Origin of the sequence: Saccharothrix texasensis (assembly GCF_003752005.1) — a bacterium.
GTDB lineage: Bacteria > Actinomycetota > Actinomycetes > Mycobacteriales > Pseudonocardiaceae > Actinosynnema > Actinosynnema texasense.
Genome location: NZ_RJKM01000001.1, coordinates 5,837,850 through 5,863,476 on the forward strand (window position 1 = coordinate 5,837,850; position 25,627 = coordinate 5,863,476).

Here is a 25,627-nt window from a genome sequence, read left to right on the forward strand (position 1 = left end):
GCGAAGACCCCTGTTCCGGGAGGCGGAACAGGGGTCTTCGTCGTAGTCGTGCCGGCGGGTCGCCGGCCGTGGCGCCGGACTAGCCGGCCACGGTCCAGGTGTCCTTGCCGTGCAGCAGCGCCCGCAGGTCGGCGGGCTTCGCGGCCTTGGCCTGCTCCACCTGCGCCCGCGCCGCGTCGTCGTACGTGGTGCGCGCGGTGTTGCGGAACACGCCGGTGACGGTGTGCCGCAGGTCCTGCGTCGAGAGCCGCGACAGCGCGAACGCCAGGTTCAGGTCCGACGCGTCGTGCACCACGACGTCCTGCGGGGACACGTCCGCCGACTTGGCCACGGCCAGGCCGAAGCCCTCCCGGACCACGGCGTACTCGCCGTTGCCGAACGTGATCGGCTGACCGTCGACCACGTTGATGATCCGGCGCGCGGCCTCGTCGGCGTCCTTGAGCACGTCGAACGCGCCGTCGTTGAAGATCGGGCAGTTCTGGTAGATCTCGACGAGCGCCGACCCGCGGTGCTCGGCGGCCTGCCGCAGCACCTCGGTCAGGCCCGCCCGGTCCGAGTCGACCGCGCGGCCGACGAACGTGGCCTCCGCGCCCAGCGCCAGCGACACCGGGTTGAACGGGTGGTCCAGCGAGCCGAGCGGCGTGGACTTGGTGACCTTGCCCTCTTCGGACGTCGGCGAGTACTGGCCCTTGGTCAGGCCGTAGATCCGGTTGTTGAACAGCAGGATCTTGAGGTTCACGTTGCGGCGCAGCGTGTGGATGAGGTGGTTGCCGCCGATGGACAGCGCGTCGCCGTCACCGGTGACGACCCACACCGACAGGTCCGGCCGGGCCACGGCCAGGCCGGTCGCGATGGCCGGCGCGCGTCCGTGGATCGAGTGCATGCCGTAGGTGTTCATGTAGTACGGGAACCGCGACGAGCAGCCGATCCCCGAGACGAACACGATGTTCTCGCGCTTGAGGCCCAGCGTGGGCAGGAACGACTGCACGGCGTTGAGCACCACGTAGTCGCCGCAGCCGGGGCACCAGCGGACCTCCTGGTCCGACTTGTAGTCCTTGGCCTTCTGCGGCTCGTCCGCCGTGGGCACGCCGACGAGACCACCAACGGTCGGCAGGCCCAGTTCCGTCGCCGTCATTCGGACACTCCCTTGATCACGTCGGCGAGCACGTCCTGAAGCTCCTCGGCCTTGAACGGCAGGCCTTGCACCTTCGTGTAGCTGATCGCGTCGACCAGGTACTTGGCCCGCAGCAGCAGCGCGAGCTGGCCGAGGTTCATCTCCGGCACGACGACCCGGTCGTACCGGGCGAGCACGTCGCCCAGGTTCTTGGGGAACGGGTTGAGATGCCGCAGGTGGGCGTGCGCGACCGGCAGGCCGAGCTTGCGCACCCGCCGCGCCGCTGCGCCGATCGGGCCGTAGGACGAGCCCCAGCCGACGACCAGCACGCGCGCCTCGCCGGACGGGTCGTCCACCTCGACGTCGGGCACCTCGATGCCGTCGATCTTGCGCTGCCGCAGCCGCACCATGTAGTCGTGGTTGGCGGGGTCGTAGGAGATGTTGCCGGTGCCGTCGGCCTTCTCCAGCCCGCCGATGCGGTGCTGCAGGCCGGCCGTGCCGGGCACCGCCCACGGCCGCGCCAGCGTCTCCGGGTCGCGCAGGTACGGCCAGAACGTGCCGTCCTCCGCGTTCGGCTCGGTGGCGAACTCCACGCGCAGGTCGGGCAGGTCGGCGAGGTCCGGGATGAGCCACGGCTCGGAGCCGTTGGCGATGGCGCCGTCGGACAGCAGCAGCACCGGCGTGCGGTAGACCAGCGCGATGCGGGCGGCCTCCAGCGCGGCGTCGAAGCAGTCCGAGGGCGACTGCGGCGCGACGATCGCGACCGGCGACTCGCCGTTGCGGCCGAACATCGCCTGGAGCAGGTCGGCCTGCTCGGTCTTGGTCGGCAGGCCGGTGGACGGGCCGCCGCGCTGCACGTCGATCACGATCAGCGGCAGCTCGGTCATCACGGCCAGGCCGATGGTCTCCGACTTCAGCGCCACACCGGGGCCGGACGTCGACGTCACGCCCAGCGCGCCGCCGTAGGACGCGCCCAGCGCCGCGCCGATGCCCGCGATCTCGTCCTCGGCCTGCAGCGTCGTGATGCCGAAGTTCTTGTGCTTGGACAGCTCGTGCAGGATGTCCGACGCCGGCGTGATCGGGTACGTGCCCAGCACCACGGGCAGCCCGGACTGCTGACCTGCGGCGACGAGGCCGTAGGCGAGCGCGGTGTTGCCGGTGATCTGGCGGTACGTGCCCTGGTCGAGCTTGGCGGGCGCGACCTCGTAGGTGACCGCGAAGGACTCGGTGGTCTCGCCGTAGTTCCACCCCGCGCGGAACGCGAGGACGTTGGCCTCGGCGATGTCGGGCTTCTTGGCGAACTTCTCGCGCAGGAACCGCTCCGTGCCCTCGGTCGGGCGGTGGTACATCCAGGACAGCAGGCCGAGGGCGAACATGTTCTTCGCCCGTTCCGCGTCCTTCTTGCCGAGGCCGGTGTTCTCCAGCGCGCCGATGGTCAGCGTGGCCATCGCGACCTTGTGCACCTGGTAGGTGTCGGTGAGGGAGTCGTCCTCGAGGGGGTCGGCCGCGTAGCCCACCTTGACCAGGTTGCGCTTGGTGAACTCGTCGGTGTTGACGATGAGGATCCCGCCCTTGGGCAGGTCGTCGATGTTCGCCTTGAGCGCCGCCGGGTTCATCGCCACCAGCACGTCGGGGCGGTCGCCGGGGGTGAGGATGTCGTAGTCGGCGAAGTGCAGCTGGAAGCTGGAGACGCCCGGGAGCGTGCCCTGGGGCGCCCGGATCTCGGCCGGGAAGTTCGGCTGGGTGGCGAGGTCGTTGCCGAACGCGGCGGCTTCCGAGGTGAAGCGGTCACCCGTGAGCTGCATGCCGTCGCCGGAGTCGCCGGCGAACCGGATCACCACGCGGTCGAGCTTGCGGACCGCGCCCGCCCTCTCGGGCGTGGTCCTGTCCGGCGAGCCACCTGGCGCGGCGCCGTTACCAACGTCGGTAGTCATGTCCTACGCCGATCCCTTTCCTCACAACGCCTGAGGGCTGCTGCCCCCGTGCCCCTCCGCGAGGGTAGTCGTGCCCGCGCGGGAGCCGGTTTCCCCAGTACCACTCTGCGGGACGGTTCGTCCCACCTGGTGCCGAGGGCGGCAACTGGGCAGCAATCGAGTAGTACTGGTCAGTAACTGTTACCCGAAGTTACAGTTGTTCGGGCCGGCTGTCCAGGTCACCCGCGGCCGCTGATCCTGGCCTTCATCGCCGCCAGCCTGGCCTGGAACTGGGGCGTTGCGATCGAGGCCACCTGGGGCGTCAGCTCGGTGTCCACGGCCTCGTCGTGGTCGGCGAGGTTCGCGGTGGTGCGCATGGACGCCTTGATCGTCCGGACCAGTTCGCGCGAAGCTTCGGCCGAAGGGCGCGCGAACCCCACCGCGGCGGCGACCAGCTCGTCGTGCCCGCCGTCGACCCGTGCCCACGCCAGTCCGTGGGATACCGCCGCGTCCGCCGCCAAAACCTGGCCGAACAGGGTCATGGCGGTCGCGGTCTGGGGACCGGCGAGCCGCTGGAGCATCCACGTCATCCCGCCGCCGGGGTGGATGCCCAGCTGGAGGAACCGCGCGTCGAACCTGGCGTCCCCGTTGACCAGCCGCACGTCGCAGGCCAGCGCGAGGTTGAGGCCCGCGCCGACCGCCGCGCCGCCGACCGCCGCGATCGTGGGCACCGTGCAGCGGGCCACCGCGAGGAACCCGGCGTAGATGCGCCGCAGGCCCTCTTCCCGGGCTTCGCCGAGTGCGGTGAGGTCCGCGCCCGCGCAGAAGGCCGGCGGTGTGCCCGTGATCACGACGGCGTGCACGTCGGCGTCGTCCTCGCAGGTCCGGACGGCGGCCACGAGCTGGTCGGAGAGGTCCAGCGTGAGCGCGTTGCGGCGTTCGGGGTCGTGCACGGTGATGACCGCCACGCGGTCGGAGCGTTCCAGGAGCACCTCGGCCATGCGCGCGACTCTAGGGTGCCGGCGGTCGGTCCAAGAGCCGGGACAGCACAACGGTCGAGACGGTCCGGTCGATGATCTCGACGGCGCGCAACCGCTCCAGCGCGGTCTCCAGGTGGTGGATGTCCGCCGCGCGCAGGTGCACGATCGCGTCCGCCGCGCCGGAGACGGTGTAGGCGGCGCGGACCTCGGGCATCGACTCCAGGCGCTGCTGGATGTCGTGCGGCGCGACGTTGCCGCGGCAGTGCACCTCGACGAACGCCTCCGTGCCCCACCCGAGCTGCTCCGGGTCCACCACGGCGGTGAAGCCGCGCAGGACGCCCGTGTCGAGCAACTTGTCCACCCGCCGCTTCACCGCGGGGGCGGACAGGCCCACTTCCTTGCCGACGTCGGCGTAGCTCGAACGGGCGTTGGCCATGAGGCGTGAAATGATTCGCTGGTCGATCGTGTCCACACGCAACATAGTGCCCTAGAAGACGCAATATCGCGGCGTTGTTCGAGGGTCAGACGGCAATCTACATTTCGATCCATGACCTCGGTTTCCTTCGCGGGCCCCGGTGACGAGCCGATCGTGCTCGACGTCACCACGCCCGCCGCGCAGGTGCGCGTGCCGACCACCCGTCGGTACCTCATGTGCCCGCCCGCGTACTTCACGGTGGAGTACGCGATCAACCCGTGGATGGACCCCACGCAGCCGATCAGCACGTCGCTGGCGGTGGAGCAGTGGACGGCCCTGAAGGAGACCTACGAGCGCCTGGGGCACCGGGTCGAGACCATCGAGCCCCAGCCGGGGCTGCCCGACATGGTCTTCTCGGCCAACTCGGGCACGGTCATCGACGGCCAGGTCCTCGGCTCCCGCTTCCGGGCGCCCCAACGCGCCGCCGAAGCCGACCACTTCCGCCGCTGGTTCCTCGCCAACGGCTACCGCGACGTCGTCATGCCGGAGCGCACCAACGAGGCCGAGGGCGACTTCACCTGGACCGGCAGGTACCTGCTGGCCGGCACGGGCTTCCGCACCGACCCCCTCGCGCACTCCGAGGCGCAGGAGGCCCTGGGCGTCCCGGTGATCTCCCTGCAGCTCACGGACCCCCGCTACTACCACCTGGACGTCGCGCTGTTCGTGCTGGCGGACGACCTGATCGCCTACTACCCGGACGCCTTCTCGCCGGGCAGCCGCCGCGTCCTGCGCCGCCTGTTCCCGAACGCCATCCTCGCCACCGCCGAGGACGCCGCCTGCCTGGGCCTGAACGCGGTCTCCGACGGCCGCCACGTGATCCTGCCGGTCGAGGCGACGGCGCTGGCGGACCAGGTCGCCCAGCACGGCTTCGAACCGGTCTTCGTGGACATCTCCGAACTGCGCAAGTCCGGCGGCGGCCCGAAGTGCTGCACGATGGAACTGCGGGACTGAGACCGCTGTCGGTCAGCCCGGTGACGAACCGGGCTGACCGACGCGGTGGTCACCCCACCCGGCCCACGGCGGCGTAGCCGAGGTGGTGGGCGGGGCTGCCGGTGGGGATGTCCGGGCCCGGGCGGGGACGCCACTCGGGCATCAGGGTCACGCCCGGCTCGACCAGCGCCATGCCGTCGAACAGCGCCCGCACGCCCGCCAGGTCGCGGACGTACAGCTGCTCGATCACGCCCTTGTACGCCTCGACCATGGCGTGCACCTGGACCTTGGTCTCCGGGTCGGCGCGCTCGTCCGTCAGGTGCGAGAGGGCGATGTAGCTGCCCGGCGCGCACAGGTCGCGGTAGGCCTTCATCAGGCCCGTCGGGTCCTCGTGGTCGCCGACGAACACCATCACCCCGGTCATCAGCACACCCAGGGGCCGGTCCGGGTCGAGCACGCGGCGGACCTCCGGGTGGGCGAACAGGTCGTCCGGCCGCCGCGCGTCGGCGCCGACCATCACCGCGTTCGGGTTGTCGCGCAGGATGCGCTCGCCGAGCGCGACGGCCACCGGCTCGTAGTCCACGTAGACGACCTTGGCCGCCGGGTCGAGCGCGTGCGCGACCTCGTGCGTGTTGCCCGCCGTGGGCAGGCCGGAACCGAGGTCGAGGAACTGGGTGACGCCCTGCTCGACCATGAACGCCACCGAACGGCGCAGGAACCCGCGGTTGAACCGCGCGAGCATCTCCATGCCGGGCAGCACCGACTTGATCACGTCCGCGCGCTCGCGGTCGACCGGCAGGTTGAACGCGCCGCCGAGGTAGTAGTCGTAGATGCGGGAGATGTTGGGTGTCTCGGGATCCAAGTGGGCGGTCTCGGGAACGAACACTCGTGCCGTCCTAAGGTGGGATGGGTCCTGTGTCGATCGCTGTCGCCTCCCCGACGAAGAGCACATGGTGCCGCACGTCACGGCGAAGAAGAACGGTTCCGACAATCGCGCCATCGGCATTCCCGATGGCTGCGCGAATTCGTTCGGGCAGCTACCGGAACCGAACCCCGGCAGGACACGGAATGCGGTGGAGCGCTACGGGGTGCGACCGGTGAGGCCGAGGACGCGGTCGATCAGGGGCGCGTCGGACGGCACCGGCACCTCGGGCCCGTAGAGGCCCATGTCGCGTCCCACCGGCGCGCTCACGACGAGGTCGGCGTGGATGAACGCCAGCAGCTCCTCGTCCCACGACGGCGCCTGACCGGTCGCCCGCGCCAGGTCCCACGTGTGCACGACCGTCTCCCCGAGCACCATCGCGCCGATCACCTCGGCCGGCATCCGCTGCGGCCCGGCGACCGTCGTCGTGCCCGTCCACGCCGACGGCTCGCCCCACGCGACCGCGCGGTCCCGCAGCTGGGCGCCCAGGTCGGCGGCCCAGTCACCCGCGGTGAGGTCGACGTCCGACTCGGCGGCGGCGGGTGGCGGCACGGGCTCGTCGCGCGCGGCGGCGTTGAGCGACGGTCCCCAGAACAACAGGTGGTTGACGAGCCCGCGCACGTCGAACCCGGCGCACGGCGTCGGCGCGCCCATCCGGTCCGGCCCGATGTTCCCGACGACCTCCAACGCGGTCGCCACGGCTTTGCCGATCAACTGCTCTCGTGACATGCCGCCCACCGTAGGAACGCCCGTCGCGGGTGTATTGAACAAAGGCGACATACGCTCGCGGACGTGACGAGGGACGAGCGCGAGCTGGCGTGGCGGCGCCACCAGAGCCACGAGTTCCACCAGCCCTCGCCCGACCTGGCCGCGCACGTCGCGCGGTACTGGGTGGTGCGGTGGGACTACGACCGGCCGTACCGCCAGCTGGTCGTGCCCTACCCGAACGTGCACCTGACGTTCCACGGGGACGCCGCCGTGGTCGCCGGCGTGTCCAGCGGGCACGTGTCCAAGGAGCTCGACGGCACGGGCCGCGTCTTCGGCGTCGCCTTCCGCCCGGGCGCCTTCCGGCCGTTCCTGGGCGCGCCGGTGCAGTCGCTCACGGACCGGACCGTCCCCGCCGGGACCCTGTTCGACCACCTGCCCGCCCACGCCGACGTCGAGCGCGTGGAGGCCGCGCTGCGCCGCAACCTGCCCGCGCCGGACCCGAGGGCGGCGGAGGCGGTGGAGATCGTCGAGCGGATCGCCCGGGACCCCTCGATGACGCGCGTCGACGTGCTGGCCCGCGAGGTCGGCGGCAGCGTCCGGCAGCTGCAACGCCTGTTCGCCGAGCACGTCGGCGTCGGCCCGAAGTGGGTGATCCGCCGCTACCGCCTGCGCGAGGTGACCGAGCGCATGGAGGCGGGCGGCCGGATCGACTGGGCCGCGCTGGCGGCCGACCTCGGCTACGCCGACCAACCGCACTTCGTCCGCGACTTCACCGCCATGGTCGGCGAGACGCCCACCCGGTACGCCGAGCGCTACGGCGACGCCCTCGCCACCGGCCGGCGCTGAACCCTCCGGCGTCACCCATAGGGCTGATCGCTCTAGCGAACCGACCCCGGTCGGTGCTCCGATCGACGGCACTCGCTGTCGACCAAGGTAGGGAGCGCGCCATGAACGACCTCGACGCCCAGCGTCCGTCGCCCCAACCGCAACAGGAGCAGGAGGAGCCCGTGGAACGGCAGAAGCCCGAGGAGCCGAAGCCCCTCACCGGACTGGAGTGGCTGGTGCGCCAAGCCCAACGGCGCCGTGAGGAACGCCCGGCGGGCCCGGCGCGCTAGGACCACCGCCGGACCGCACCGCTAGTCCGACACCTCGCGCTGGAACGCCGCCCACAGCAGGTTCAACGGGTGGTCGGCCGGGAACTTCGCCCGCTCCTCCTTGCGGGCGAAGACCCCGACCAAGCGCTCCAGCTGCGGCTTCCGGTCGTTCGTCAGCTCGACCACCCGCAGGCCCGACCCCTCGCGCAGCTCGTTGTTCGCGGCCACCACGCCGAGGCCCGACGTGACGATCATGCAGCCCTCGACCAGCCCGGACCGCAACAACGACATGCCGTACTGGATCTCGTCGATCTCCGCCGCGATGTCCAGCTCGTTCCGGTAGTCCGCTCCGAACCAGCCGCGCAGGAATTCCGCGATCAGCCCGTCACCGGGCACGACCAGCGGCAGCTTCGGCAACTCCCCGGTGCCGACGCTCCCGCCCAGCCTGCTCTCCGGCAGGTTCGTGAGCAGCGCCAACCCGCCGCGCCGCCACTCGATCACGTCGAAGTCCTCGACCCCGCTGTTGCGGCCCGCGTGCGTGACCACGCTGCCGCACACGATGTCGACCTCCTTGGACTCCAGGCTCTTCCAGATGTCCTTGGTGCGGATGTGCACGACCTTCAGCTCCACGTCGCGCCGGCGGAAGTCGTCCGCGACGTGGTGCCACGCCTTGGCCAGCGAGTCGAGCATGAACCGCGTCGTGCCGACGGTGACCGTGGTGCCGAGCTTGCGCCGGCACTCGTGAATCGAATCCAGCCACTCGGTCAAGGTGGTACGTGCCAATTCAACCAACGCCTCGCCGGTCTGCGTGATCAGCACGTCTTTTCCCCGGCCCTGCTTGACGACCAGCGGCTCGCCGCACAACGACTTGAAGTTGCGGTTCAGCGTGTCGATCTGCTTCTGCACACTGGACTGCTCGCGCCCGAGGACCCGCGCCGCGCGCAGCGCCGATCGTGTCTCGTACACCGCGATCAGGGTTCTGAGCTGGTCCAACGTGGTGTCCATGAGCAGCGGCGAGGTCTGCAGGAGCCTGCTGAGCTGGTTGCCCGCGGGCAGGAGCAGTTGGGCCGAGGTCGACATGCAGGGCCTCTCGGGTCGGGGCGTGATGTTCTACCGATTAGTTGTACTGAACTTGACCACAGTTCGAGCTGAAATTATCCGTAGATCTTGTCGGATTTCCCTGGACAGGTATACGTGATCCGTAAGAGACTTCTGCCGCAACCAGGTGCTTGTTCACGTGGGAGCAAACAGGGGGGTATTGGGGGGTTGGGGGCCCGCCGGGCGGCAGCCCGGCGGGCCCCCACGTATTAACCTCACCCGCGTGACGGTTTCCACCTTGGACTGGGGCACGACGTACCGGGTCACCGTGCTCGACCTCGGCCTGGCCTGCTGCGGCGTCGAGGTGATGGCGGCGCTCGAGGGCCACCGCCCGGAACACCTCGAAGCCCTGGGCGTCGACCCGGTGCACGCGGCGGGCGAGGCGCACGTGCTCGTCGTCTCCGGCACGGTCACCGACGTCATGTTGCCCGCGGTGATCGCGACCTACCAGGAGATGCCGGAACCCCGTTACGTGATCTCCGTCGGCGCGTGCAGCAACACCGGCGGGCCGTACTGGGACTCCTACAGCGTCACCAAGGGCATCGACCAGGTGCTGCCGGTGCACGTCGCCGTGCCGGGCTGCCCGCCACGTCCCGAGGCCCTGCTCGACGGCCTCGCCGCGCTGCACCGGATGGTGTCGTGAGCGCCGCGTCGCAGGCCCTGGCCGCCCGCATCCCCGACGCCCAGGTCAAGACGGCGTTCGGCCAGACGACCGCGCACGTGCCGCTGCACGCGTGGTCCGAAGCCGCCCGCCACGCGCGCGACGAGCTGGGCTGCGCGCAGTTCGACTGGCTCGGCGTCGAGGACGCGGGCCGTCCCGGCGCCGTCGGGCAGCGGCACGCCGTGCTGCTGCACGTGCTCGACCCCGACACCAAGGACGGCGTGCTGCTGCGCACCGAGCTGGGCCCGGACGACGTGCTGCCGAGCGTGGCCGCCCAGTGGGCGGGCGCGGCGTGGCACGAGCGGGAGGCCGCGGAGATGTTCGGCATCGCCCTCGCCGAGGGCGAACCGGCCCACCTGCTGCTGCCGGACGGCTTCAGCGGCCACCCGCTGCGCAAGGACTTCGTCCTCGCCTCCCGCGTGGTGCGCCCGTGGCCGGGCAGACTCGAACCGGGCGAGGACGGCACGTCGGCGCCCAGCCGCCGGCGGACCGCGCCACCCGGCGTGCCGGACCCGTCCTGGGGACCGCGCTACGAGCGCTCTGAGGAGGACACCCGTGACTGAGCTGCCGCCGCGCACCCGAGGCGTCATCGCGCTGCTGGAGGCCAACTGCACGGTGTGCATGATCTGCGCCCGCGAGTGCCCCGACTGGTGCATCCACATCGACTCGCACACCGAGGTCGAGCAGCAGCCCGGCTCGGCCCGACCCCGCGCGCGCAACGTGCTCGACCGGTTCGCCATCGACTACGGACAGTGCCTGTACTGCGGCATCTGCGTGGAGGCGTGCCCGTTCGACGCCCTGCACTGGGCGCCGGACTTCTCCTACCCCGGCACGGGCGGCCTCGACGGGGACGGCGCGGTCGCCGAGCTCGTCCACGAACGCGACGTGCTGGCCACGTGGGTCACCCGGGTGCCGCCGCCACCGCCGTTGGACGCGGACGCCGAACCCGCCCCCGAGACCACCGCCACACGCCCGGCACGCCCCGGTACCGGAACCACACGCCGACCGGGCGCGTTGAGGGAGGGGACTTAGCAACAGCCGGAGGCGAAGCGTGCACCAGCACTTCAACGCGTTGAAGACCGCGTTGCTGCTCGCTGTGACGAGCGGGTTGATCGTGGCGATCAGCTCGCTGTTCGGCCGCACCGCCCTGGTCCTGGGCCTGCTGCTGGCGCTGGCCGTGAACGCCTACGCCTACTTCAACTCCGACAAGCTCGCGCTGCGCGCCATGCGCGCCAGGCCGGTGTCCGAGGTGGAGCAGCCCGCGATGTACCGGATCGTGCGCGAGCTGGCCATGGCGGCGCGCCGGCCCATGCCGCGCCTCTACATCAGCCCGACCGTCGCCCCGAACGCCTTCGCGACCGGCCGCAACCCCCGCAACGCCGCCGTCTGCTGCACCACCGGCATCCTCGACCTGCTCGACGAGCGCGAGCTGCGCGCGGTGCTCGGGCACGAGCTGTCGCACGTCTACAACCGCGACATCCTCATCTCGTGCGTGGCGGGCGCGCTGGCGGGCGCGGTGAGCACGGTGGCGAACCTGGCCGTCTTCGCGAGCGTGTTCGGCGACGACGGCGGCGACGAGGACCGGCCCAACCCGTTCGCGCTGCTGCTCGTCGCCGTGCTCGGCCCGATCGCGGCGATGATCGTGCGGATGGCCGTCAGCCGGTCCCGGGAGTACCAGGCCGACGCGTCCGGCGCGGAGCTGACCGGCGACCCGCTGGCGCTGGCCTCGGCCCTGCGCAAGATCGACCTCGGCACGCGGGCCGCGCCGCTGGCGCCGGAACCGGCCGTGCTCGCCCAGTCCCACCTGATGATCGCGAGCCCGTTCCGGGCGGGGGAGAACCGGGTCAGGCTGTTCTCCACCCACCCGCCGATCGCGGACCGCGTGCGCCGGCTGGAGGAGATGGCCCGCCGCTGCTAGCGGTCTAGCGGGCTTCCAGTGCGACGTTCATCACGTACTGGCCGTAGCCGGACTTGGCCAGCTTCTCGCCCAGCGCGTAGCACTGCTCGGCGCTGATGAACCCCATCCGGAGCGCGATCTCCTCCAGGCACGCGATGCGCACGCCCTGCCGGTGCTCCAGCACCTGCACGAACTGGCCCGCCTCCAGCATCGAGTCGTGCGTGCCGGTGTCCAGCCACGCGAACCCCCGACCGAGGTCGACCAGCTTCGCCCGGCCCTCCCGCAGGTAGGCGAGGTTGACGTCGGTGATCTCCAGCTCGCCGCGCGACGACGGCTCGAGCGACCTGGCGATGTCCACGACACCGTTGTCGTAGATGTACAGGCCGGTGATGGCCTTGTTCGACTTCGGCTGCGCGGGCTTCTCCTCGATGCTGACCAGCCTGCCGTCCGCGTCGACCTCGCCGACCCCGTAGCGCTCCGGGTCCTTCACCGGGTAGCCGAACAGCACGCAGCCGTCGAGGGCCGCGACGTTGTCCTGCAGGACCCGGGAGAAGCCGTGGCCGTAGAAGATGTTGTCGCCGAGCACCAGCGACACGTCGTCGTCGCCGATGAAGTCCGCGCCGATGACGAACGCCTCGGCCAGCCCGTTCGGGTGAGCCTGTTCCGCGTAGGAGATGCTCAGGCCGAACTGCGAGCCGTCACCGAGGAGCCGCCGGAACAGCGGCAGGTCCACCGGGGTCGAGATGAGCAGCACCTCGCGCACGCCCGCCAGCATCAGCACCGAGAGCGGGTAGTACACCATCGGCTTGTCGTACACCGGCAGCAACTGCTTCGACACCGCCTGCGTGATGGGGTGCAGCCGCGTCCCGCTGCCGCCCGCGAGGACGATCCCCTTCATCGGTAGTTGGTGAACTGGATGGCGATGCCGAAGTCGGAGCTCTTGAGCAGGGCGATCACGTCTTGCAGGTGGTCCTTCTTCTTGCCCGTGACGCGCAGCTGGTCGCCCTGGATCTGCGCCTGCACGCCCTTGGGGCCCTCGTCGCGGACCTTCTTCGCGATCTCCTTGGCCTTCTCGCTCGAGATGCCCTGGACCAGGTTGCCGGTCACCTTGAACACCTTGCCCGACAGGGCCGGGTCACCGATCTCGAAGGCCTTCATCGAGATGCCGCGCTTGACCAGCTTCTCCTGGAAGACGTCGATCGCGGCCCGGCAGCGCTCCTCGGTCCCCGACTGGAAGGTGATGGCCTCCTCGCCGGCCCAGGACACCTGCGTCTCCGTGCCGCGGAAGTCGAACCGGGTGCTCAGCTCTTTGGCGGCCTGGTTGAGCGCGTTGTCGACTTCCTGGCGGTCGACCTTGCTCACCACGTCGAACGACGGGTCTGCCACGTGCTCGGTACCTCCGCGTAGGTGGGTCTGGAACCGCCCGGAAGCCTACCGGGGAACCCGGTTGCGCATCCCCCCACGGGCTTATGTATTGTCTCCACCGCACCCGGGACACCGGGCGCGGGGCGGGTTGCCCGAGCGGCCAATGGGAGCGGACTGTAAATCCGTCGCGAAAGCTACAGAGGTTCGAATCCTCTACCCGCCACAGCAGGACGAAAGCCCCTGTGACCAGCGAGAACCGGTCACAGGGGCTTTCTCGTGCTGTCCGGCCGTGTCCGGTCCCGACCGGCTTACTACGGGTGTCTGTGCCGAATGCGTGCCGAAGTCTTGGGTGGCTGTGTGGGTGTGACCGCAGGAGTCAAGCTGCTCGGCGCGCTGGCCGCCGTCGTCCTGGAGCGCATGGCAACTAGGTCGGTCTTCGTGGACCGCGTCGAGCAGCCCACAGTGGCTGCCTGGCTTGACTGACGACCTCAGTGGTGATCCGTCTAGAGCGCAACGGCTGATGTAGTCACGGTGAGTAGCGGTCGCGGTCGAACGAGGGAGATTCCGCAAACTGCGGCTTCTTCGGAGAGTTTTTTTTGACGATCAGGTAGATGACCACCACGTCACGGCCTGCTTGCAAGACCACAGCCCTGTCCGACGCCGTCACCTGTTGGCGCGTCGTGGCGTCGGATGCGGCCGAGTCAGGCAGCTTGACCTACCTCTAGTTCGCTGGTCGATGGTGCTCGAACCCTACCGCTGGCTGCCGTCGACTGGTCAGCATGACCTCGTATCGCAGTACGGCGAAGGCCTGCGGTCAGCTCAGGCTGACCACAGGCCTTCCGTACTGTGACAGAACTCTTGGCCCTAGGCGACCGTGCCCAGTCCTGCCTGCACTAGCTGTCGTGCTCGCTCCTCTCCGCCGTCGATGCACTTCGCGTAGACCCGCATGAGCACGTTGAGGCTGTGTCCGGCCCACTCGGCTACCCGCGGTGCCTCTACTCCGGCGTTGAGCCACGTCGAGACGCAGGCGTGACGTAGGTCATACGGACGCTTGGCGAGCGGTGAGGCCACTACGTCAGGCGTGAATGCCGCTTCTCGTGCCAGTGCCCACACCCGGCCGTAGGTCGAGCTGCCGATCCGGCCGCCGCGCTCGGCGACGAACAGCAGCCCGTCAGGCGGCGTGCCGAACGTGTCGAAGTGCTCGTAGAACAGCAGCGCCAGTTCCGGCGAGAGCGGCACCGTGCGTCCCTCGCCGTCCTCACGGTGTTTGAGTCCCCGTTCCTCGCTGCGCTGACCGCTGTCGGTCCACTCGGCCCCGATCTCCGGTGCTGCCGTCGACAGGTGGATGTCACCCCACTGAGTGACCCGCCAGCGGCCCGCCTCGCGATCCCATTCGCGCGGGGGCATGACCAGATGGCTACGGCGGAGCACCGACGCTTCCTCGGGGCGCAGAGCGGCGAAGTACATCGCCCCGAAGAACGCCACGAGCTTGCGACCGGTCCGCCCGATGCCGGGAACGGCCCTGAGCACCGTCCGGGCCTGCACCGGGTTGGCTACCGAACGCCGGTCCACCTGGTGCAGGACGTTCTTCCGCTTTTTGGGTCGCCACCTCCTTGACCGGGTTCACGTCCAGCAGCTCCTTCTCCACCGCGTAGTCCAGAGCGCTGCCGAGCGTGATTCGCCGAAGTCGAATCGTGTCCGGTGCTGCTCGCTTGCCGTCCAACTTGCGTTCGATGTCGGCCAGCAGGGACCGAAGGACTTCCGGCTTCGCGAGGTCGCTCACCGGCCGCGTGTTCTGAGACAGCCACGCCAGCGTCTTGGCCACGTCTGCCGAGTGCTGTCCGTCCCTGCGGCTGCTGTTGAACGCCACCCGCATGGTCTTTCGCAGCACCTCTCCGTCCGGCCTGCCGCGTGTCGTAGTCAGCAATGCCGAGGCAATCGTCCGGCGCTGCCCTGGTGCCGAGTCGCGCCATTTCATGTCCACGAAGGCGCACGCGAACGCGAACCACGACGACGTCTTCGTGTTCCGCATCATCGACAAGGGGAGACCGGTCTCCCGGTCGAACGCCTGTCCCTCACGAGCTGCCGTGTTGAGTTTCGACCGGAAGCTCTCTGCCAGCGCCGAAGTCTTGAACGGCTCTTTGAACCGCTCTCCAGCTACCGACCAGCGAACCCAATAGGTCGTGGTCTTCGCGCCCTTGTAAACGTCGGTCTTGTAGATCCGGACGTCAAAGCTCGTGTCGGTCACGCGGCCACTTCCTGTCCGTCGAACCACGTGTCGATGTCCCGGCGGTCCAGCCGCAACTGACCGTTCGGGAGCTTCCGCACGCGTGGCGCGACGCCCTTGGCCAACCAGTCGTAGAAGGTTGAACGGGCCACCTTGAACTCGGCGCAGAACTCGGCGACCGTCAGCAACTCACGTCGAGCCATGGCTAGTTCTCCCCCTCGTGCGCAGCGGGCAGGTACCGCGACCAGGCGTCGGCGAGACCGTTCTCGCCGTTGACCATGTAGCCCTTGGCCGAAGTGCCGTTGTGCTTGAACGTCTTCGTCCGCACGCCGTAGGCACGCAGCTCGGCCGACAGAGCGCGGGCGTTCAGCGGCTTGCCGTGGAAGTCGGCCCACGGTGATTCGTCCAGCTCGTGGAGCGCGAGCAGGATCTCGACCGTGGTCATCCGGTCGGTACGGCGCTCGGCGAACAGCGTCCGCAGGTCTGAGAGCAACCGGACACCGTCCGACACGGGCACAGCGGTGGCTTCGGCGACGAAGTACCGGCACGCGGCCCGTGCCGTCTCCGGCCAGTGCCCACCCGCCGCGTCGGCAATCGCCAGCAGCGGTTCCCAGATTTCCGCTGGCCGGTCGGTGACACCCTCGGGCATCACCGGTGTGGCCGTGCCGACCTGCTCACCGACGCTGGTCATCCACTCGGCGAGCGCTTCACGGATCGGTGCCGACTCGATGGCCACCAGGCGTTCGCGGAAGGCGTCCACACGCTCTTCACGACGTCGGCGACGCAGGTTGATCGTGATGGCGCGCGTGGTGATCGTGGCGGGCATCCCACCGGCGATTCCGGCCAGCGCAGCGGGCGCGTAGACGGCGAACCGTTCTACGACCATGTTGTTGGCGTCGCCCTTGCACCTGGCCACCGTGGCGGACCGCTTGTACCCGGCGTTCAGCAGCGCCCGGAGGTCTTCGTTCCCGCTGCCGTTTCGCGTGAAGATCGCGTCGACCTCATCGAACAGGATCGTGATCGGCGCATTGCTGACCATCCGGAACAGCGCGGCCGGACTCGCCGAAAACGTCATCTCGGGCGACTTGACCAGGTACTGAGCGACCTCCAGAACGCGGGTCTTGCCCGATCCGGGTTCAGCGGAAGACAGCACGAGCCGCGGCGTGACGTAGAACTGCTCCACGGCCCACGTGTGGGCGTACCAGAGCGCCAGCATCGGGGCGCAGTGCTCGTGCGGGAACGCCGAGAACCGGGCCAGGAAGTCCCGAACGTCGTCCAGCACCTTCGCGCCGTCGAGCTGCCGAACGGTGCCCGTGGTGGTGTCGGGGGTCAGCAGTCGCAGCCCCGGCCGTTCAGGCTCGCTGTGATGCGTCGCCGTGGTGCCGGTGCTCATGCGGTCTTCCTTCCGGGCCTGGTGCTCGACGGTCTCCCAGGTGACGAGCGGCGAACCTGGGGCGGTGGGGTGCGGTGCGTGGCCGTTCACGCGGCCACCGCCAACCGCGTGGTGCCGTCGTGGCGGGCGCAGCGCACCCAGGACGTGTCCGGCAGGCGCGCGGCCAGCTCGTCGGCCAGCGGGTGGACGAACCGCACGAGCGCGGTGCACCCGGTGTGTCCACAGGGGAGGTCGCTGACGAGCTTGCGCTTGGCGGACAGACAGAACGGCTGGTGTCCGGCGATGTGCGGGAGTTGGTCCGGCGCGGTGGCGACCGCACGGACGCGCTCACGGTGGCCGACCTGAGCGTCGGCCCAGTCAGCGGCCACGCGCTGTGCGATGGCGTGCGCCGTGGACTCCTCCAGCCGCGCCAAGGCGGCCAGCACCAGGGCGGCGGGCTTGCGGGGGTCGGAGTCGGCCAGCGCGATCCACTCCGGGCTACCGGCCAGCGGGATGAGGCTGTGCGGGCCGGTGAGCGGACGGCGCGGTGCGGAGGCGTAGGCGCGGCGCAACAGCGGTTCGGCCCACCGGCGGACGGCGTCAAGGTCGAACCTCGGCGCGCGGTTCCACGGGCGGACGGCGTCCGGGTCGCAGAACGGCCGTCGAACCTGGGTGCTCATGACCGGTCTCCCTCGCAAGTGGTGGGTTGGCGGGCGTCGGCGACGTGGTGCGTGATCACTTGCGCCTCGCCTTGTCCGCGGCCTTGCAGGTCGGGCACCAGCTCAGGTCGGTGAACCAGGTCCAGACGGCTTCAGGCGTCTCGACGCGCAGGCCGCACGCGGTCAGGGCGCTGCCGTCCCACCAGGAGCGCTTGACCTGGAGGTGAATCAGGTTGTCGTCGCTCATGACGACCTTTCTGTCACTGTGTGTGACGATCTGTGGGTGTGCGGGGTCGACACGAGCACCAAGAGCCGGTGTCGCGTCGGTCGCGCGGAGCGGTGTGGGGTGGAGTTAGCTCGCCGGGATCAAGTTAGGTTCGTAACTCGTGCTGCCCGGTGGCGTGATCATGGGTGTGAACTGGAGTTAGTTAGCCGGTCGGCCGGGTTAGGTCCCGCTGGAGAAGTCCTGTTCAGGGCCGCTCTGGAGACCTGTGGAGAGGTCTGCGGGACCTAACCCGGTGGCGGTGATGGCTAGTCCTCGTCGTCCAGATCGCGAGTGGCACGCTTGGCCAGCGCTTCACGCACCGTGACCGGATCGACGGGGTAGCGGTTGCCGGTCGAGGGCACCTTGACGCCTTGGTCGGCCAGCAGCTCGCGCAGTTGCTTGCCGGTGAGCTTGCGGTACGGGGCCCAGTCGGGCGCGAGCTTGGCCAGCAGCGCGGGCACGTCAGCCGCGGGCACGGTGTCGTGTCCCAGCACCTCGGACACGTCCTCCAGCAGGTCGCGGGGAGCTGGCGGCGCGGCGCGTTCCGGTGTGCCGACGACCATGGCCGGGTGGACCTTCGTCATGGCGCGCTCGATGACGTCCGTCGCGGCGTCCCACCCGGTGTCGTCGTTGACCTGGATGAAGAACCACTTCAGCACCTCGAACCGCTCGGCGGTCGCGCCGGTGAGGATGGACGTCCCCCGGTCCTTGCCCGCACGCAGCTCGGTCGCCCGGATACCGGCCTGGAACGACCCGTCGCCCAGGAAGCCGTCATTGGAGCGCCACGACTTCACCGCGAAGCACGCGTTGAGCTGCACCAGCTCCACGATCTTCGGTGGGATGGCGTCGGCCCGTGACGACTGGGTGTCGAAGCCGAGGATGATGCCGGTCTTGCGGGCGCGGCGCAGGGTCTGCACCGCCAGTTCCGCGGCTTCCTCGCCCTGGGCGCTGCCGAACAGCTCATGGCACTCGCTGAACAGGGCCACGATCGGCCGCAGGTCCGGGTGCTTCTCGGCGAGTCCGCGCGTGACCTTCTTCGCGCCCAGCTCGGCAAGCCGCGCCTCACGGCGTCCGACCTCGTCGTACAGCTCCCTTAGCGACTCCACCGCCGAGTCCACAACGGACGCGTCGGTGCCGCGCTCGTATCGGGCCAGACGGGGCCGGTAGGCGTCGAAGTCACCATTGCCCGCGAACACGAACACCCACAGTTCGGCCAGCGGGTCCAGGGCCGCGCCGAGCATGAGCACACGGGCGGCGTTGGACTTGCCCTGCCCCATCATCCCGCCGAACACGACGTTGGACGAGACCAGCGGAGGCTGGACGACGTCACCGCGTTGCGACACACCCAGCGGCACGCCGGTGAACACGTCGGCCGTACCGGCGTTGAGCAGGGGATAAGGCGGCGCGGCCTTGGTCGACAGGCCGGGATCGGCCACCCACAGGTCCACGAACCCGGCCCGCTCCGCCGCGTTCGGCCAGACCTCCATCGGGTCGCGGTGCAGGTTGCGCGCCAACACATCCCGCTTGTCGCTGATCATGTCCGGGGTCACGCCGAGCGGCAGGGAGAACGTGGCCTGGTAGCCGCGCTGGTTCACCCGTACCGGCGGAGTGGCGAACTCGACCGTCCAACCTGCCTTGATGGCCTTGTTCAGCGCGGGAATGCCCAAGTGCACCAGGGCCTCGCCGATGCCACCTGGGGTGACGACGCGGTGGGTCTCCTCCCGCTGCGTCGGCGACATGGCCCAACCGGGCATGTCAGCGGCCGACGCTCCGGCGCGGTGCGCGGCCAGCAGCCACACGGCCGGAACGCCGATGATCGCGGCCTGGACGCCGAGCATGACCACGGTGCCGATGACGTCGCCGGTGGCGGTGACGAAGCCCCACCACTCCGACCAGGTCCAGCCGCCTTCCCACAGGTGAACGGCCACGCCGACCATGAGCAGCACCGCGAACAGCACGATCACGGCCAGCAGCACCGTGCGCACCAGCGCCAGCACGGTCCGGGGAGCGCCGGTGATCCGGTCGCGCCGGTCGGCCTTGGCCTGCCGCAACCGGTCCTGCCACTCGGCGATACCGGCCGCGTCACCCTGCGCTCGTGCTGCCGCGATGCGCTCGCGGTAGTGGGCGTACGTCGCGGCCTGCACCGCGTGCGTCAGCCACTGCTCGTGCCCGCGGTACACCCGGTACCCGGCTCGCATGACCGTCTTCCCGAACGCCGTCGCCACCTGCCGCGCAACCTCGACCCGCGTGCGGGCGTCGGTGTCACCGACCCGCTGGCGCGCCAGCTCCGCTTCACGTTCGGCCGTCAGCAGCTCGCCGGTCACCGCCGTGTCCGCTTCCACGTCGGCACTGGGCGCGATGGTGCGGGTGGACTCGGCGCGGCGCAGCGGCACCACGTTGCCCATGTCGTCGCCGATCGGGTTGGGCGTGCTCATGCGGTCACCGCCTGACGGGGGTCGTCGTCACCGGGGTCGGTGTCGGTCGGGAACAGCACGCGGTGCACCTCGACCGCGACCGCGCCGCGGATGCGGAGGAACTTGCGCACCTGGGTCTGCGACGGGCGGGCCGGGAGCTCTCCGGCGTCGATCGCGGCACGGACCTTGGCCGCGTACGTCGTCACCTTGTCCGTGATCTCCGCCGGGAGCGTTTCCGCACTACCCGACGCTTTCCGGGTGCTCCGATCGGTGCTCGGACGCGGTGCGGGGAGAGCGCTCAGGTACTCGCTGACCTCTGCCGTCCAGTCGTCGTCGGAGTCGGTGACGGGAAGACCGGGAACGGTGGTCGGCACCAGCCGGGCACGTCCCCATCGGCGCCGGTAGGCGACCAGTCCGGGCTGGTGCACGAGCGTGGCCGTGCCGTCCTCCGACAGCTTCGCCACCGCCTGGTCCAGCGCAGCGCGGCGGACCGCCAGCACCCGACGAGCGGCTTGCCGGTCGAGCCGCTGGGCGTCACGCTCGGCGCGGGTACGGCGCTTGCGGGCCGGGGACGCGGTGACGAGCTGGTGGACGACGACGCCACCGACCGACACCAGCGCCATGACGATCCCGTGCGCGAGGTTCGAGCCGTGCACGTAGTTCAGGACGGCGGCCACAGCGGCGAACACCCAGGTACCCAGGTGTAGCCACCCGGTCGACCGGCCTGCCCGCTGCGCCATCGGCACGGCGAACGCGAACGTCCACATCGCGCCCTCGGAGAACAGCGGCAACAGCGTGCCGACCGGCCCGAACACCTCACGGCCGTACTCGGCCATCGCGGTCCAGGCCAACACCGCCGGAACCACGATCACCGGCACGAACAGCAGGTCGAGCGTGTGGGCGCGCAGCCACCCGGTCAACGCCGTCCACAGCGCGGTGCGCCGGGCACGAGCGGCGTTCTTCCTGGCCTCCGCCAGCTTGGCCGCCGTCTCTTGGTCGGTGCGACGCTGCTCGAACAACAACGCCTGGTCCGCGCGACGCTGCTCCGCAGCCACCACCTTGTCCGCGCGGCGGTTCTCAGCCCACGTGCTCATCGAGTCGCCTCCTGACGGCGCAGGTACAGCGGGGGACGGGAGAACGAGCGGTTGTGGTGCGCACGAGTGGCGCGGCGTAGGAGAACCGCCAGCACGATGGCGGGTACACCGACCGCGACCATGACGGCCGTCGTGTTCTCGGCCTGGGTGATCACGGCCCACTGCGCCAAGCCGATCAGGCCGGCGGTGACCAGCACCTTCCATAGCAGGACCACCGCGACCAGCGCCAGCGCGACAGCCAAGAGCAGGACGGGCACAGGCACGGTGGTCATGCCGTCACCTGCCCGCACAGCAGCGGCGTGGCCATAACCGCGTTCTGCCCCAGCACCATGCACCGCAAGTCGATGTCGTGCGGGATCACCGGGGCCTCACCCAGCAGGGCCGCGCCGACCGCGGCGAGGAACACGCGGTTGGTGGCGTCGCTGCCCTTCTTGAACAGCGGGGCCTGGTAGAGCAGGTAGGCAGCCGACCACCACGCCGACCAGTCACCCCGCTCGGCCATGGCGAGCACCAGCATGGCCTCACGGAACGCCGCCCGACGCGCGTCCGAGTCGGCGGTAACCACGTAGAGCAGGTCACCGGTGGTCTCCACCTCGGCAACGCCACGCCGTTCACCGAGTCGGGCGGCCAACCGGACCGCCACCTCACGGGCAGCGTCACCGCACAACAGCGTGTTGCCCAGGATCAGCCGGTCACTGATCGGCAGCCCGACTTCGTTGGCCAACCGGTCCGCGGAACTGGCGCACTCCACCGCGAACCGTCGGCGTGCGGCCAGCCCGTAGACGGCCAGGATGCGACTGGCCGGAGTGTCAGTGCCACCGGTCCACCGGCCGGTGACGGCATCCCAGCGGGCACCGGCACGCAGCCTGCCCACGTCGCCCAACCGGTCGTAGTTCGGGCCGTCCTCGTCCAACGTCACCGCATACCGCGACACAGCCGGACGGCCCATGACGCCGTAACGGGCGTCGTCGGTGGTAGCGGCCAGCGCACGCCGCCACCGCACCACCGCGTCATAGGCCAAGGTCAGCACTTCGACGCGGTGCCCGGTGCTCGGCAGCGCCAGCGCAGCCGACACACGCGGCAGCATCACCCGCGCCACACGTGCCTGCTCATCGGCGAACCCACGTACCTGCACGTCGTCAGCCGTGCCGCGCAACGCCAGGTGCGGCGTCGGGAAGTTCGCGGCGGTGAACTCCTGGGTCGGCTGGTGCTCGGATGCCCTGTCGGACATGCTGGTGCTCTCCTGCCTGCTTTTCTGGGTGCTGGAGACCTGGACCGGCGGTGTCTTCTTGGCCGGAGTCGGCCGCCGGTCCGAGGTGTTCAAGAAGGTGAGGCGGCTCATCACGCCGCCTCGGTCACGGCCGTGTCGATAACTGAGCCGTGCACGCGGAGAACCCGCACGATGCTGTCGAGCTTGCGGTCCGTGGTGCGCCGCACGGCGCGGTTGCGCGTCGGGCCGTCCACCAGCGCCAACATGGCCGCGGCCAACTCCGCCGACTCGTCGGCCAGCTCGTCCGCGACATCCCTGATCAGCGCGTCGATCGCGTCTTCCGTTAGCCCGTCGGGGCTGAACCCATTGAGGTCCATCGGGTTTTCCTCCTGTGTGTTCGTCGCCACAGCGGCGACAAGGAGGAAGCTAACAGTTGAATGGTTACCAGGTCAACTGTTAGGAACGATGAAGTGGACAAAAACGCGCCAACCTGCACAAACGCTGGTCAGCGTGCTGTTAGGTCGCTGGTATGCTGCCTTCGCAGTCAACTGATCCGGAGGTGGCATGTCTGGCCAGGGTCCACGCGTCTCGCGTGGCGAGTCCTTGCACCACCAGGTGGCGCGGAACATCAGGAACCAGATCGCCGCAGGTCTGCTCCGTGACGGGCAGCCGCTGCCGTCCACCCGTGAGTTGGCCCAGCAGTGGGGCGTCAGTGTCTTCACGATCAACGAAGCAATGAAGCTGCTCGCCAGCGAGAACGTGATCACCAGCAAGCCGCGGGCGGGACGCGTCGTCAACGCGCCGGACCAGGCCGCGCACACCGAGGTCCGGGTGCACGCACCGCGCGTGCTGCTGGTCGGTGGCTACGCGGGCAGCGGCAAGACCGAACTCGGTCGCGTGCTGGCACGCGAAACCGGGTGGCCGATGCTCGACAAGGACACGCTCACGCGTCCGGTTGTCGAGGCGGCGCTTGAAATCCTCGGGTGCTCACCACACGACCGGGAATCACCGGAGTACGTGTCCCGCATCCGTCCACGTGAGTATGAAGCGCTCATCAACGCGTTGGTCGAGAACGTGCAGTGCGGCAACAGCGCGATCGTGACAGCGCCGTTCATCAAGGAGTTCAAGGACCTCGCCTGGCTGAATAGGATCGAGGCGACTTGCAAGGACATGGGAGCGGAGGTGTCGATCGTGTGGGTCTACTGCGACGCGGACACCATGCACACCTACATTCGCCACCGTGGAGCGGCACGCGACGCCGCCAAGTTGGCCAACTGGACTGACTACCTCTCCGTCATCGACGTTGACTTTCGTCCGCCGGTCGAGCACTCCGTCATCGACAACAGCGCATCAGGAGCACCTTTGCAGGATCAAGCGCGGGAGCTGGTCAAGGCCGTTGCCAGCAACGGCTGACGGTAAGCCGCTTGCCCGAAACGAACTGACGCCTTGCTGGAGGAGCGATGCAGGTACTTGTCAGCAGCGAGCCTGACGACGAAGTAGGTGTGGAGAAGCTCTCCAGCCTGAACGGTGTCGAGGTGTGCACCTATGACCCGAACGTCTCCGAACTGACGGCCCAGCAGCGCAAGTCCGAAATTCTGATTCCGCCATATCGGAGCAGCCACCGCCCGATTCCACTACTCGACCAGTTGCCGAACCTCCGTATGGTCCAGCTTTTGTCCGCGGGCGTAGACGAGTGGTCGGCACATGTTCCAAATCATGTGATGCTGTCAAGTGCCCGTGGTGCCCATGCTGGTCCCGTCTCTGAGTGGGTATTGTCGGCAGCTCTCACGCAGTATCGACAGTGGCCAGCACTCGTCAGGTTTCAAGATGCCGGAGTGTGGGCGCACCGGCAGTTCGATGCGGACACCCTGGATGGCAAACGCGTTTTGATCGTAGGTGCCGGCAGCATCGGAATGGCCGTCGCCCGTCGTTTCCAAGCGTTCGATGTAAGTTGCACCCTTGTTGCCAGTGTTTCTCGCGAAGGTGTGCACGGAGCTGCGGAACTTCCAAACCTGATTCGGGGCCACCATATAGTGGTGGTCACTGTACCGCTAACCGAGAGGACGCAAGGGCTTATTAATACCTCTTTTCTAGCGGCTATGGACGATGGTGCATTGCTTATCAACGCCAGCCGTGGACGGATTGTGGACACCATGGCCTTGGTCGGCGAGCTCCGAAGCGGACGCCTGCGCGCGGCTTTGGATGTAACCGATCCTGAACCTTTGCCCTCTGGCCATCCACTTTGGCGATGTAAAGGTGTGATTATCAGTCCGCACTCAGCCCGAACAGTGCCGGGCACTAACCGGCTCTGCTATGTAATAGCTACGAATCAGGTTGAAAGTCTCGTCGCGGGGAAGATGCCATCGAACGCTGTAGGTATTGTCAAAACTTAATCCGGAAAGATTTGTTTCGGAGCTTCAATTAGGCTGCCGTCTGTTAGTCGACGCCACTTCGTGTTTGATGCATCACGGAAATGCCCTTCGATTCCGCGAAGTCGCCAGATCTTGAGTTGCTCGATTATGGCTAGCTCTCGCCTTTGTTCATCTTGAGTGTAGTTGGATACTAGTTGCTCGGCCAACTTTTTTACTCGATCTCGAGAACTTCGAAAAGGTGTCGACCTGTCGTTTGGGTCGCTATAAGCAACTGTTCCGAGTATGAGACGGCCGTACGTGTCATCCTCTAGCCAAACCTGTATATTATAAACAGGCAGGCCACTTTCGTTGCGGAGGATCGCAACGTGATTCTCCGTAAAATGGAACCACACTCTGCTTGCCTGTTGGCGCCGCTCATCGGCATGGCGTGCCGAGTTGTCGTTCTCGAGTTGCTTTAGCTGTCGAGCTTGATTTTTATTTGTTTGCAAGTTTGCGTAAGCTGCAATCGCCGCCACTGTCAAGGCGGCAAAGCCAACTATGATGGATAGGTAATCTGTCACCTTGGGTGCTTCGTTCGATACCTTGATGACTATGACATGTAGAGGCGGGATTAGGTCAAGCATCAGGTGACAGTAAGTGCTGTCGGTCTGGTTCGGCGGGCGACACGCTGAACGGTGCGGTTGCGACCGTTGCTCGGATCGGTAGCCTTGGTAACTGTGCTGGTCAAAGGCTTGTTCGGAAGTATCCGGCCAAGATCGGATTACAGTTTGAACTGTCACCAGGGACGGTATGACCGTCGCGGTGGAGTCCTGGCTCGCACTTGCGGCCTGCTAAGTACCGAGGCGTGGTTGTCCGAT

30 protein-coding genes and 1 tRNA gene are annotated in these 25,627 nt (G+C 68.6%); 10 read left to right on the plus strand and 21 right to left on the minus strand.

The window, feature by feature from the left end; all coding sequences use genetic code 11:
* Positions 1–79: 79 nt before the first annotated feature.
* The 4 genes from EDD40_RS25715 to EDD40_RS25730 form a co-directional block, all read right to left on the minus strand.
* The gene (locus tag EDD40_RS25715) at positions 80–1,135 is read right to left on the minus strand and encodes a 2-oxoacid:ferredoxin oxidoreductase subunit beta (protein WP_123745214.1); all 1,056 of its coding nucleotides are present in this window, start codon (positions 1,133–1,135) and stop codon (positions 80–82) included.
* Complete coding sequence (locus tag EDD40_RS25720; RefSeq protein WP_123745215.1) at positions 1,132–3,048, minus strand: 2-oxoacid:acceptor oxidoreductase subunit alpha; 1,917 nt, start codon at positions 3,046–3,048, stop codon at positions 1,132–1,134. The genes EDD40_RS25715 and EDD40_RS25720 overlap by 4 nt, the downstream gene beginning before the upstream one ends.
* Positions 3,049–3,266: 218 nt before the next feature.
* Positions 3,267–4,028 carry an enoyl-CoA hydratase gene (locus tag EDD40_RS25725; RefSeq protein ID WP_123745216.1) on the minus strand — a complete coding sequence of 254 codons (762 nt, stop codon included), beginning with the start codon at positions 4,026–4,028 and terminating at the stop codon, positions 3,267–3,269.
* A 10-nt stretch (positions 4,029–4,038) separates the two neighbouring features.
* Positions 4,039–4,479, minus strand: a complete 441-nt coding sequence (locus tag EDD40_RS25730; protein ID WP_123748282.1) for an Lrp/AsnC family transcriptional regulator — start codon at positions 4,477–4,479, stop codon at positions 4,039–4,041.
* A 75-nt stretch (positions 4,480–4,554) separates the two neighbouring features.
* Here EDD40_RS25730 and ddaH point away from each other — a divergent pair, with 75 nt between their 5' ends.
* Positions 4,555–5,433, plus strand: coding sequence for a dimethylargininase (ddaH, locus tag EDD40_RS25735; RefSeq protein ID WP_123745217.1), 879 nt, complete (start codon positions 4,555–4,557; stop codon positions 5,431–5,433).
* Positions 5,434–5,482: 49 nt separating this feature from the next.
* Here the strand turns inward: ddaH and EDD40_RS25740 are convergent, their stop codons facing one another.
* Positions 5,483–6,298 carry an SAM-dependent methyltransferase gene (locus tag EDD40_RS25740; RefSeq protein WP_246037812.1) on the minus strand — a complete coding sequence of 272 codons (816 nt, stop codon included), beginning with the start codon at positions 6,296–6,298 and terminating at the stop codon, positions 5,483–5,485.
* A gap of 195 nt (positions 6,299–6,493) precedes the next feature.
* Positions 6,494–7,063, minus strand: a complete 570-nt coding sequence (locus EDD40_RS25745) for a TIGR03086 family metal-binding protein (RefSeq protein ID WP_123748284.1) — start codon at positions 7,061–7,063, stop codon at positions 6,494–6,496.
* 63 nt (positions 7,064–7,126) lie between these two features.
* Between EDD40_RS25745 and EDD40_RS25750 the strand changes: the two genes are divergently transcribed.
* Together EDD40_RS25750 and EDD40_RS41900 are read left to right on the plus strand one after the other, a co-directional pair.
* On the plus strand, positions 7,127–7,888 hold the full coding sequence (locus tag EDD40_RS25750; RefSeq protein ID WP_123745218.1) for a helix-turn-helix domain-containing protein: 762 nt from the start codon (positions 7,127–7,129) through the stop codon (positions 7,886–7,888).
* A gap of 101 nt (positions 7,889–7,989) precedes the next feature.
* Complete coding sequence (locus EDD40_RS41900; RefSeq protein ID WP_170185194.1) at positions 7,990–8,157, plus strand: hypothetical protein; 168 nt, start codon at positions 7,990–7,992, stop codon at positions 8,155–8,157.
* A 21-nt stretch (positions 8,158–8,178) separates the two neighbouring features.
* Here the strand turns inward: EDD40_RS41900 and EDD40_RS25760 are convergent, their stop codons facing one another.
* Positions 8,179–9,216 (minus strand): LysR family transcriptional regulator, encoded by a 1,038-nt coding sequence (locus EDD40_RS25760; RefSeq protein ID WP_123745220.1) that lies wholly within the window; start codon positions 9,214–9,216, stop codon positions 8,179–8,181.
* Between the two features lie 241 nt (positions 9,217–9,457).
* Between EDD40_RS25760 and EDD40_RS25765 the strand changes: the two genes are divergently transcribed.
* From EDD40_RS25765 to htpX, 4 genes are read left to right on the plus strand one after another with little or no spacing between them, the layout of a single operon-like run.
* On the plus strand, positions 9,458–9,877 hold the full coding sequence (locus tag EDD40_RS25765; RefSeq protein WP_123745221.1) for an NADH-quinone oxidoreductase subunit B: 420 nt from the start codon (positions 9,458–9,460) through the stop codon (positions 9,875–9,877).
* Positions 9,874–10,458: an NADH-quinone oxidoreductase subunit C gene (locus EDD40_RS25770; protein WP_123745222.1), complete on the plus strand. Its 585-nt coding sequence runs from the start codon at positions 9,874–9,876 to the stop codon at positions 10,456–10,458. The genes EDD40_RS25765 and EDD40_RS25770 overlap by 4 nt, the downstream gene beginning before the upstream one ends.
* A complete protein-coding gene (locus tag EDD40_RS25775) occupies positions 10,451–10,927 on the plus strand; it encodes a 4Fe-4S binding protein (protein WP_123745223.1) in 477 nt (158 codons plus the stop codon). Before EDD40_RS25770 ends, EDD40_RS25775 begins: the two co-directional genes overlap by 8 nt.
* 19 nt (positions 10,928–10,946) lie before the next feature.
* A complete protein-coding gene (gene htpX / locus EDD40_RS25780; protein WP_123745224.1) occupies positions 10,947–11,813 on the plus strand; it encodes a zinc metalloprotease HtpX in 867 nt (288 codons plus the stop codon).
* A gap of 4 nt (positions 11,814–11,817) precedes the next feature.
* On the opposite strand, the gene rfbA is transcribed toward htpX, so the two are convergent.
* The gene (gene rfbA, locus EDD40_RS25785) at positions 11,818–12,690 is read right to left on the minus strand and encodes a glucose-1-phosphate thymidylyltransferase RfbA (RefSeq protein WP_123745225.1); all 873 of its coding nucleotides are present in this window, start codon (positions 12,688–12,690) and stop codon (positions 11,818–11,820) included.
* Entirely contained in the window at positions 12,687–13,178 is a 492-nt protein-coding gene (locus EDD40_RS25790; protein WP_123745226.1) for a YajQ family cyclic di-GMP-binding protein, read from the minus strand. The genes rfbA and EDD40_RS25790 overlap by 4 nt, the downstream gene beginning before the upstream one ends.
* A gap of 121 nt (positions 13,179–13,299) precedes the next feature.
* On the opposite strand from EDD40_RS25790, the gene EDD40_RS25795 reads away from it, so the two are divergent.
* A tRNA-Tyr gene (locus tag EDD40_RS25795) sits at positions 13,300–13,380 on the plus strand.
* Between the two features lie 641 nt (positions 13,381–14,021).
* Here the strand turns inward: EDD40_RS25795 and EDD40_RS43745 are convergent.
* The 11 genes from EDD40_RS43745 to EDD40_RS25835 all read right to left on the minus strand — a co-directional run bounded on the left by EDD40_RS43745 (position 14,022) and on the right by EDD40_RS25835 (position 22,775).
* On the minus strand, positions 14,022–14,588 hold the full coding sequence (locus EDD40_RS43745; RefSeq protein ID WP_246037813.1) for a site-specific integrase: 567 nt from the start codon (positions 14,586–14,588) through the stop codon (positions 14,022–14,024).
* Positions 14,575–15,405, minus strand: a complete 831-nt coding sequence (locus EDD40_RS43750) for a hypothetical protein (protein WP_246037814.1) — start codon at positions 15,403–15,405, stop codon at positions 14,575–14,577. Before EDD40_RS43750 ends, EDD40_RS43745 begins: the two co-directional genes overlap by 14 nt.
* Entirely contained in the window at positions 15,402–15,587 is a 186-nt protein-coding gene (locus EDD40_RS25805) for a helix-turn-helix transcriptional regulator (RefSeq protein WP_123745227.1), read from the minus strand. Before EDD40_RS25805 ends, EDD40_RS43750 begins: the two co-directional genes overlap by 4 nt.
* A gap of 2 nt (positions 15,588–15,589) precedes the next feature.
* Positions 15,590–16,918 carry a DUF3631 domain-containing protein gene (locus tag EDD40_RS25810; protein ID WP_425471354.1) on the minus strand — a complete coding sequence of 443 codons (1,329 nt, stop codon included), beginning with the start codon at positions 16,916–16,918 and terminating at the stop codon, positions 15,590–15,592.
* Positions 16,864–17,436: a DUF2742 domain-containing protein gene (locus EDD40_RS25815; protein ID WP_123745228.1), complete on the minus strand. Its 573-nt coding sequence runs from the start codon at positions 17,434–17,436 to the stop codon at positions 16,864–16,866. Before EDD40_RS25815 ends, EDD40_RS25810 begins: the two co-directional genes overlap by 55 nt.
* A gap of 55 nt (positions 17,437–17,491) precedes the next feature.
* A complete protein-coding gene (locus tag EDD40_RS41905) occupies positions 17,492–17,662 on the minus strand; it encodes a hypothetical protein (RefSeq protein WP_170185195.1) in 171 nt (56 codons plus the stop codon).
* Between the two features lie 284 nt (positions 17,663–17,946).
* Positions 17,947–20,115 carry an FtsK/SpoIIIE domain-containing protein gene (locus tag EDD40_RS25820; RefSeq protein WP_123745229.1) on the minus strand — a complete coding sequence of 723 codons (2,169 nt, stop codon included), beginning with the start codon at positions 20,113–20,115 and terminating at the stop codon, positions 17,947–17,949.
* Entirely contained in the window at positions 20,112–21,188 is a 1,077-nt protein-coding gene (locus tag EDD40_RS25825) for a DUF2637 domain-containing protein (RefSeq protein WP_170185196.1), read from the minus strand. Before EDD40_RS25825 ends, EDD40_RS25820 begins: the two co-directional genes overlap by 4 nt.
* Entirely contained in the window at positions 21,185–21,460 is a 276-nt protein-coding gene (locus EDD40_RS41910) for a hypothetical protein (RefSeq protein ID WP_170185197.1), read from the minus strand. The genes EDD40_RS25825 and EDD40_RS41910 overlap by 4 nt, the downstream gene beginning before the upstream one ends.
* Entirely contained in the window at positions 21,457–22,419 is a 963-nt protein-coding gene (locus tag EDD40_RS25830; RefSeq protein ID WP_148088910.1) for a hypothetical protein, read from the minus strand. The genes EDD40_RS41910 and EDD40_RS25830 overlap by 4 nt, the downstream gene beginning before the upstream one ends.
* A gap of 110 nt (positions 22,420–22,529) precedes the next feature.
* Positions 22,530–22,775 (minus strand): hypothetical protein, encoded by a 246-nt coding sequence (locus tag EDD40_RS25835; RefSeq protein ID WP_123745232.1) that lies wholly within the window; start codon positions 22,773–22,775, stop codon positions 22,530–22,532.
* A 238-nt stretch (positions 22,776–23,013) separates the two neighbouring features.
* On the opposite strand from EDD40_RS25835, the gene EDD40_RS25840 reads away from it, so the two are divergent.
* Positions 23,014–23,811 (plus strand): GntR family transcriptional regulator, encoded by a 798-nt coding sequence (locus EDD40_RS25840; protein ID WP_246037815.1) that lies wholly within the window; start codon positions 23,014–23,016, stop codon positions 23,809–23,811.
* 47 nt (positions 23,812–23,858) lie between these two features.
* Positions 23,859–24,791 carry an NAD(P)-dependent oxidoreductase gene (locus EDD40_RS25845; RefSeq protein ID WP_246037816.1) on the plus strand — a complete coding sequence of 311 codons (933 nt, stop codon included), beginning with the start codon at positions 23,859–23,861 and terminating at the stop codon, positions 24,789–24,791.
* Here EDD40_RS25845 and EDD40_RS41125 read toward each other — a convergent pair.
* A complete protein-coding gene (locus EDD40_RS41125) occupies positions 24,788–25,393 on the minus strand; it encodes a hypothetical protein (protein ID WP_148088911.1) in 606 nt (201 codons plus the stop codon). The genes EDD40_RS25845 and EDD40_RS41125 overlap by 4 nt on opposite strands.
* Positions 25,394–25,627 lie beyond the last annotated feature (234 nt).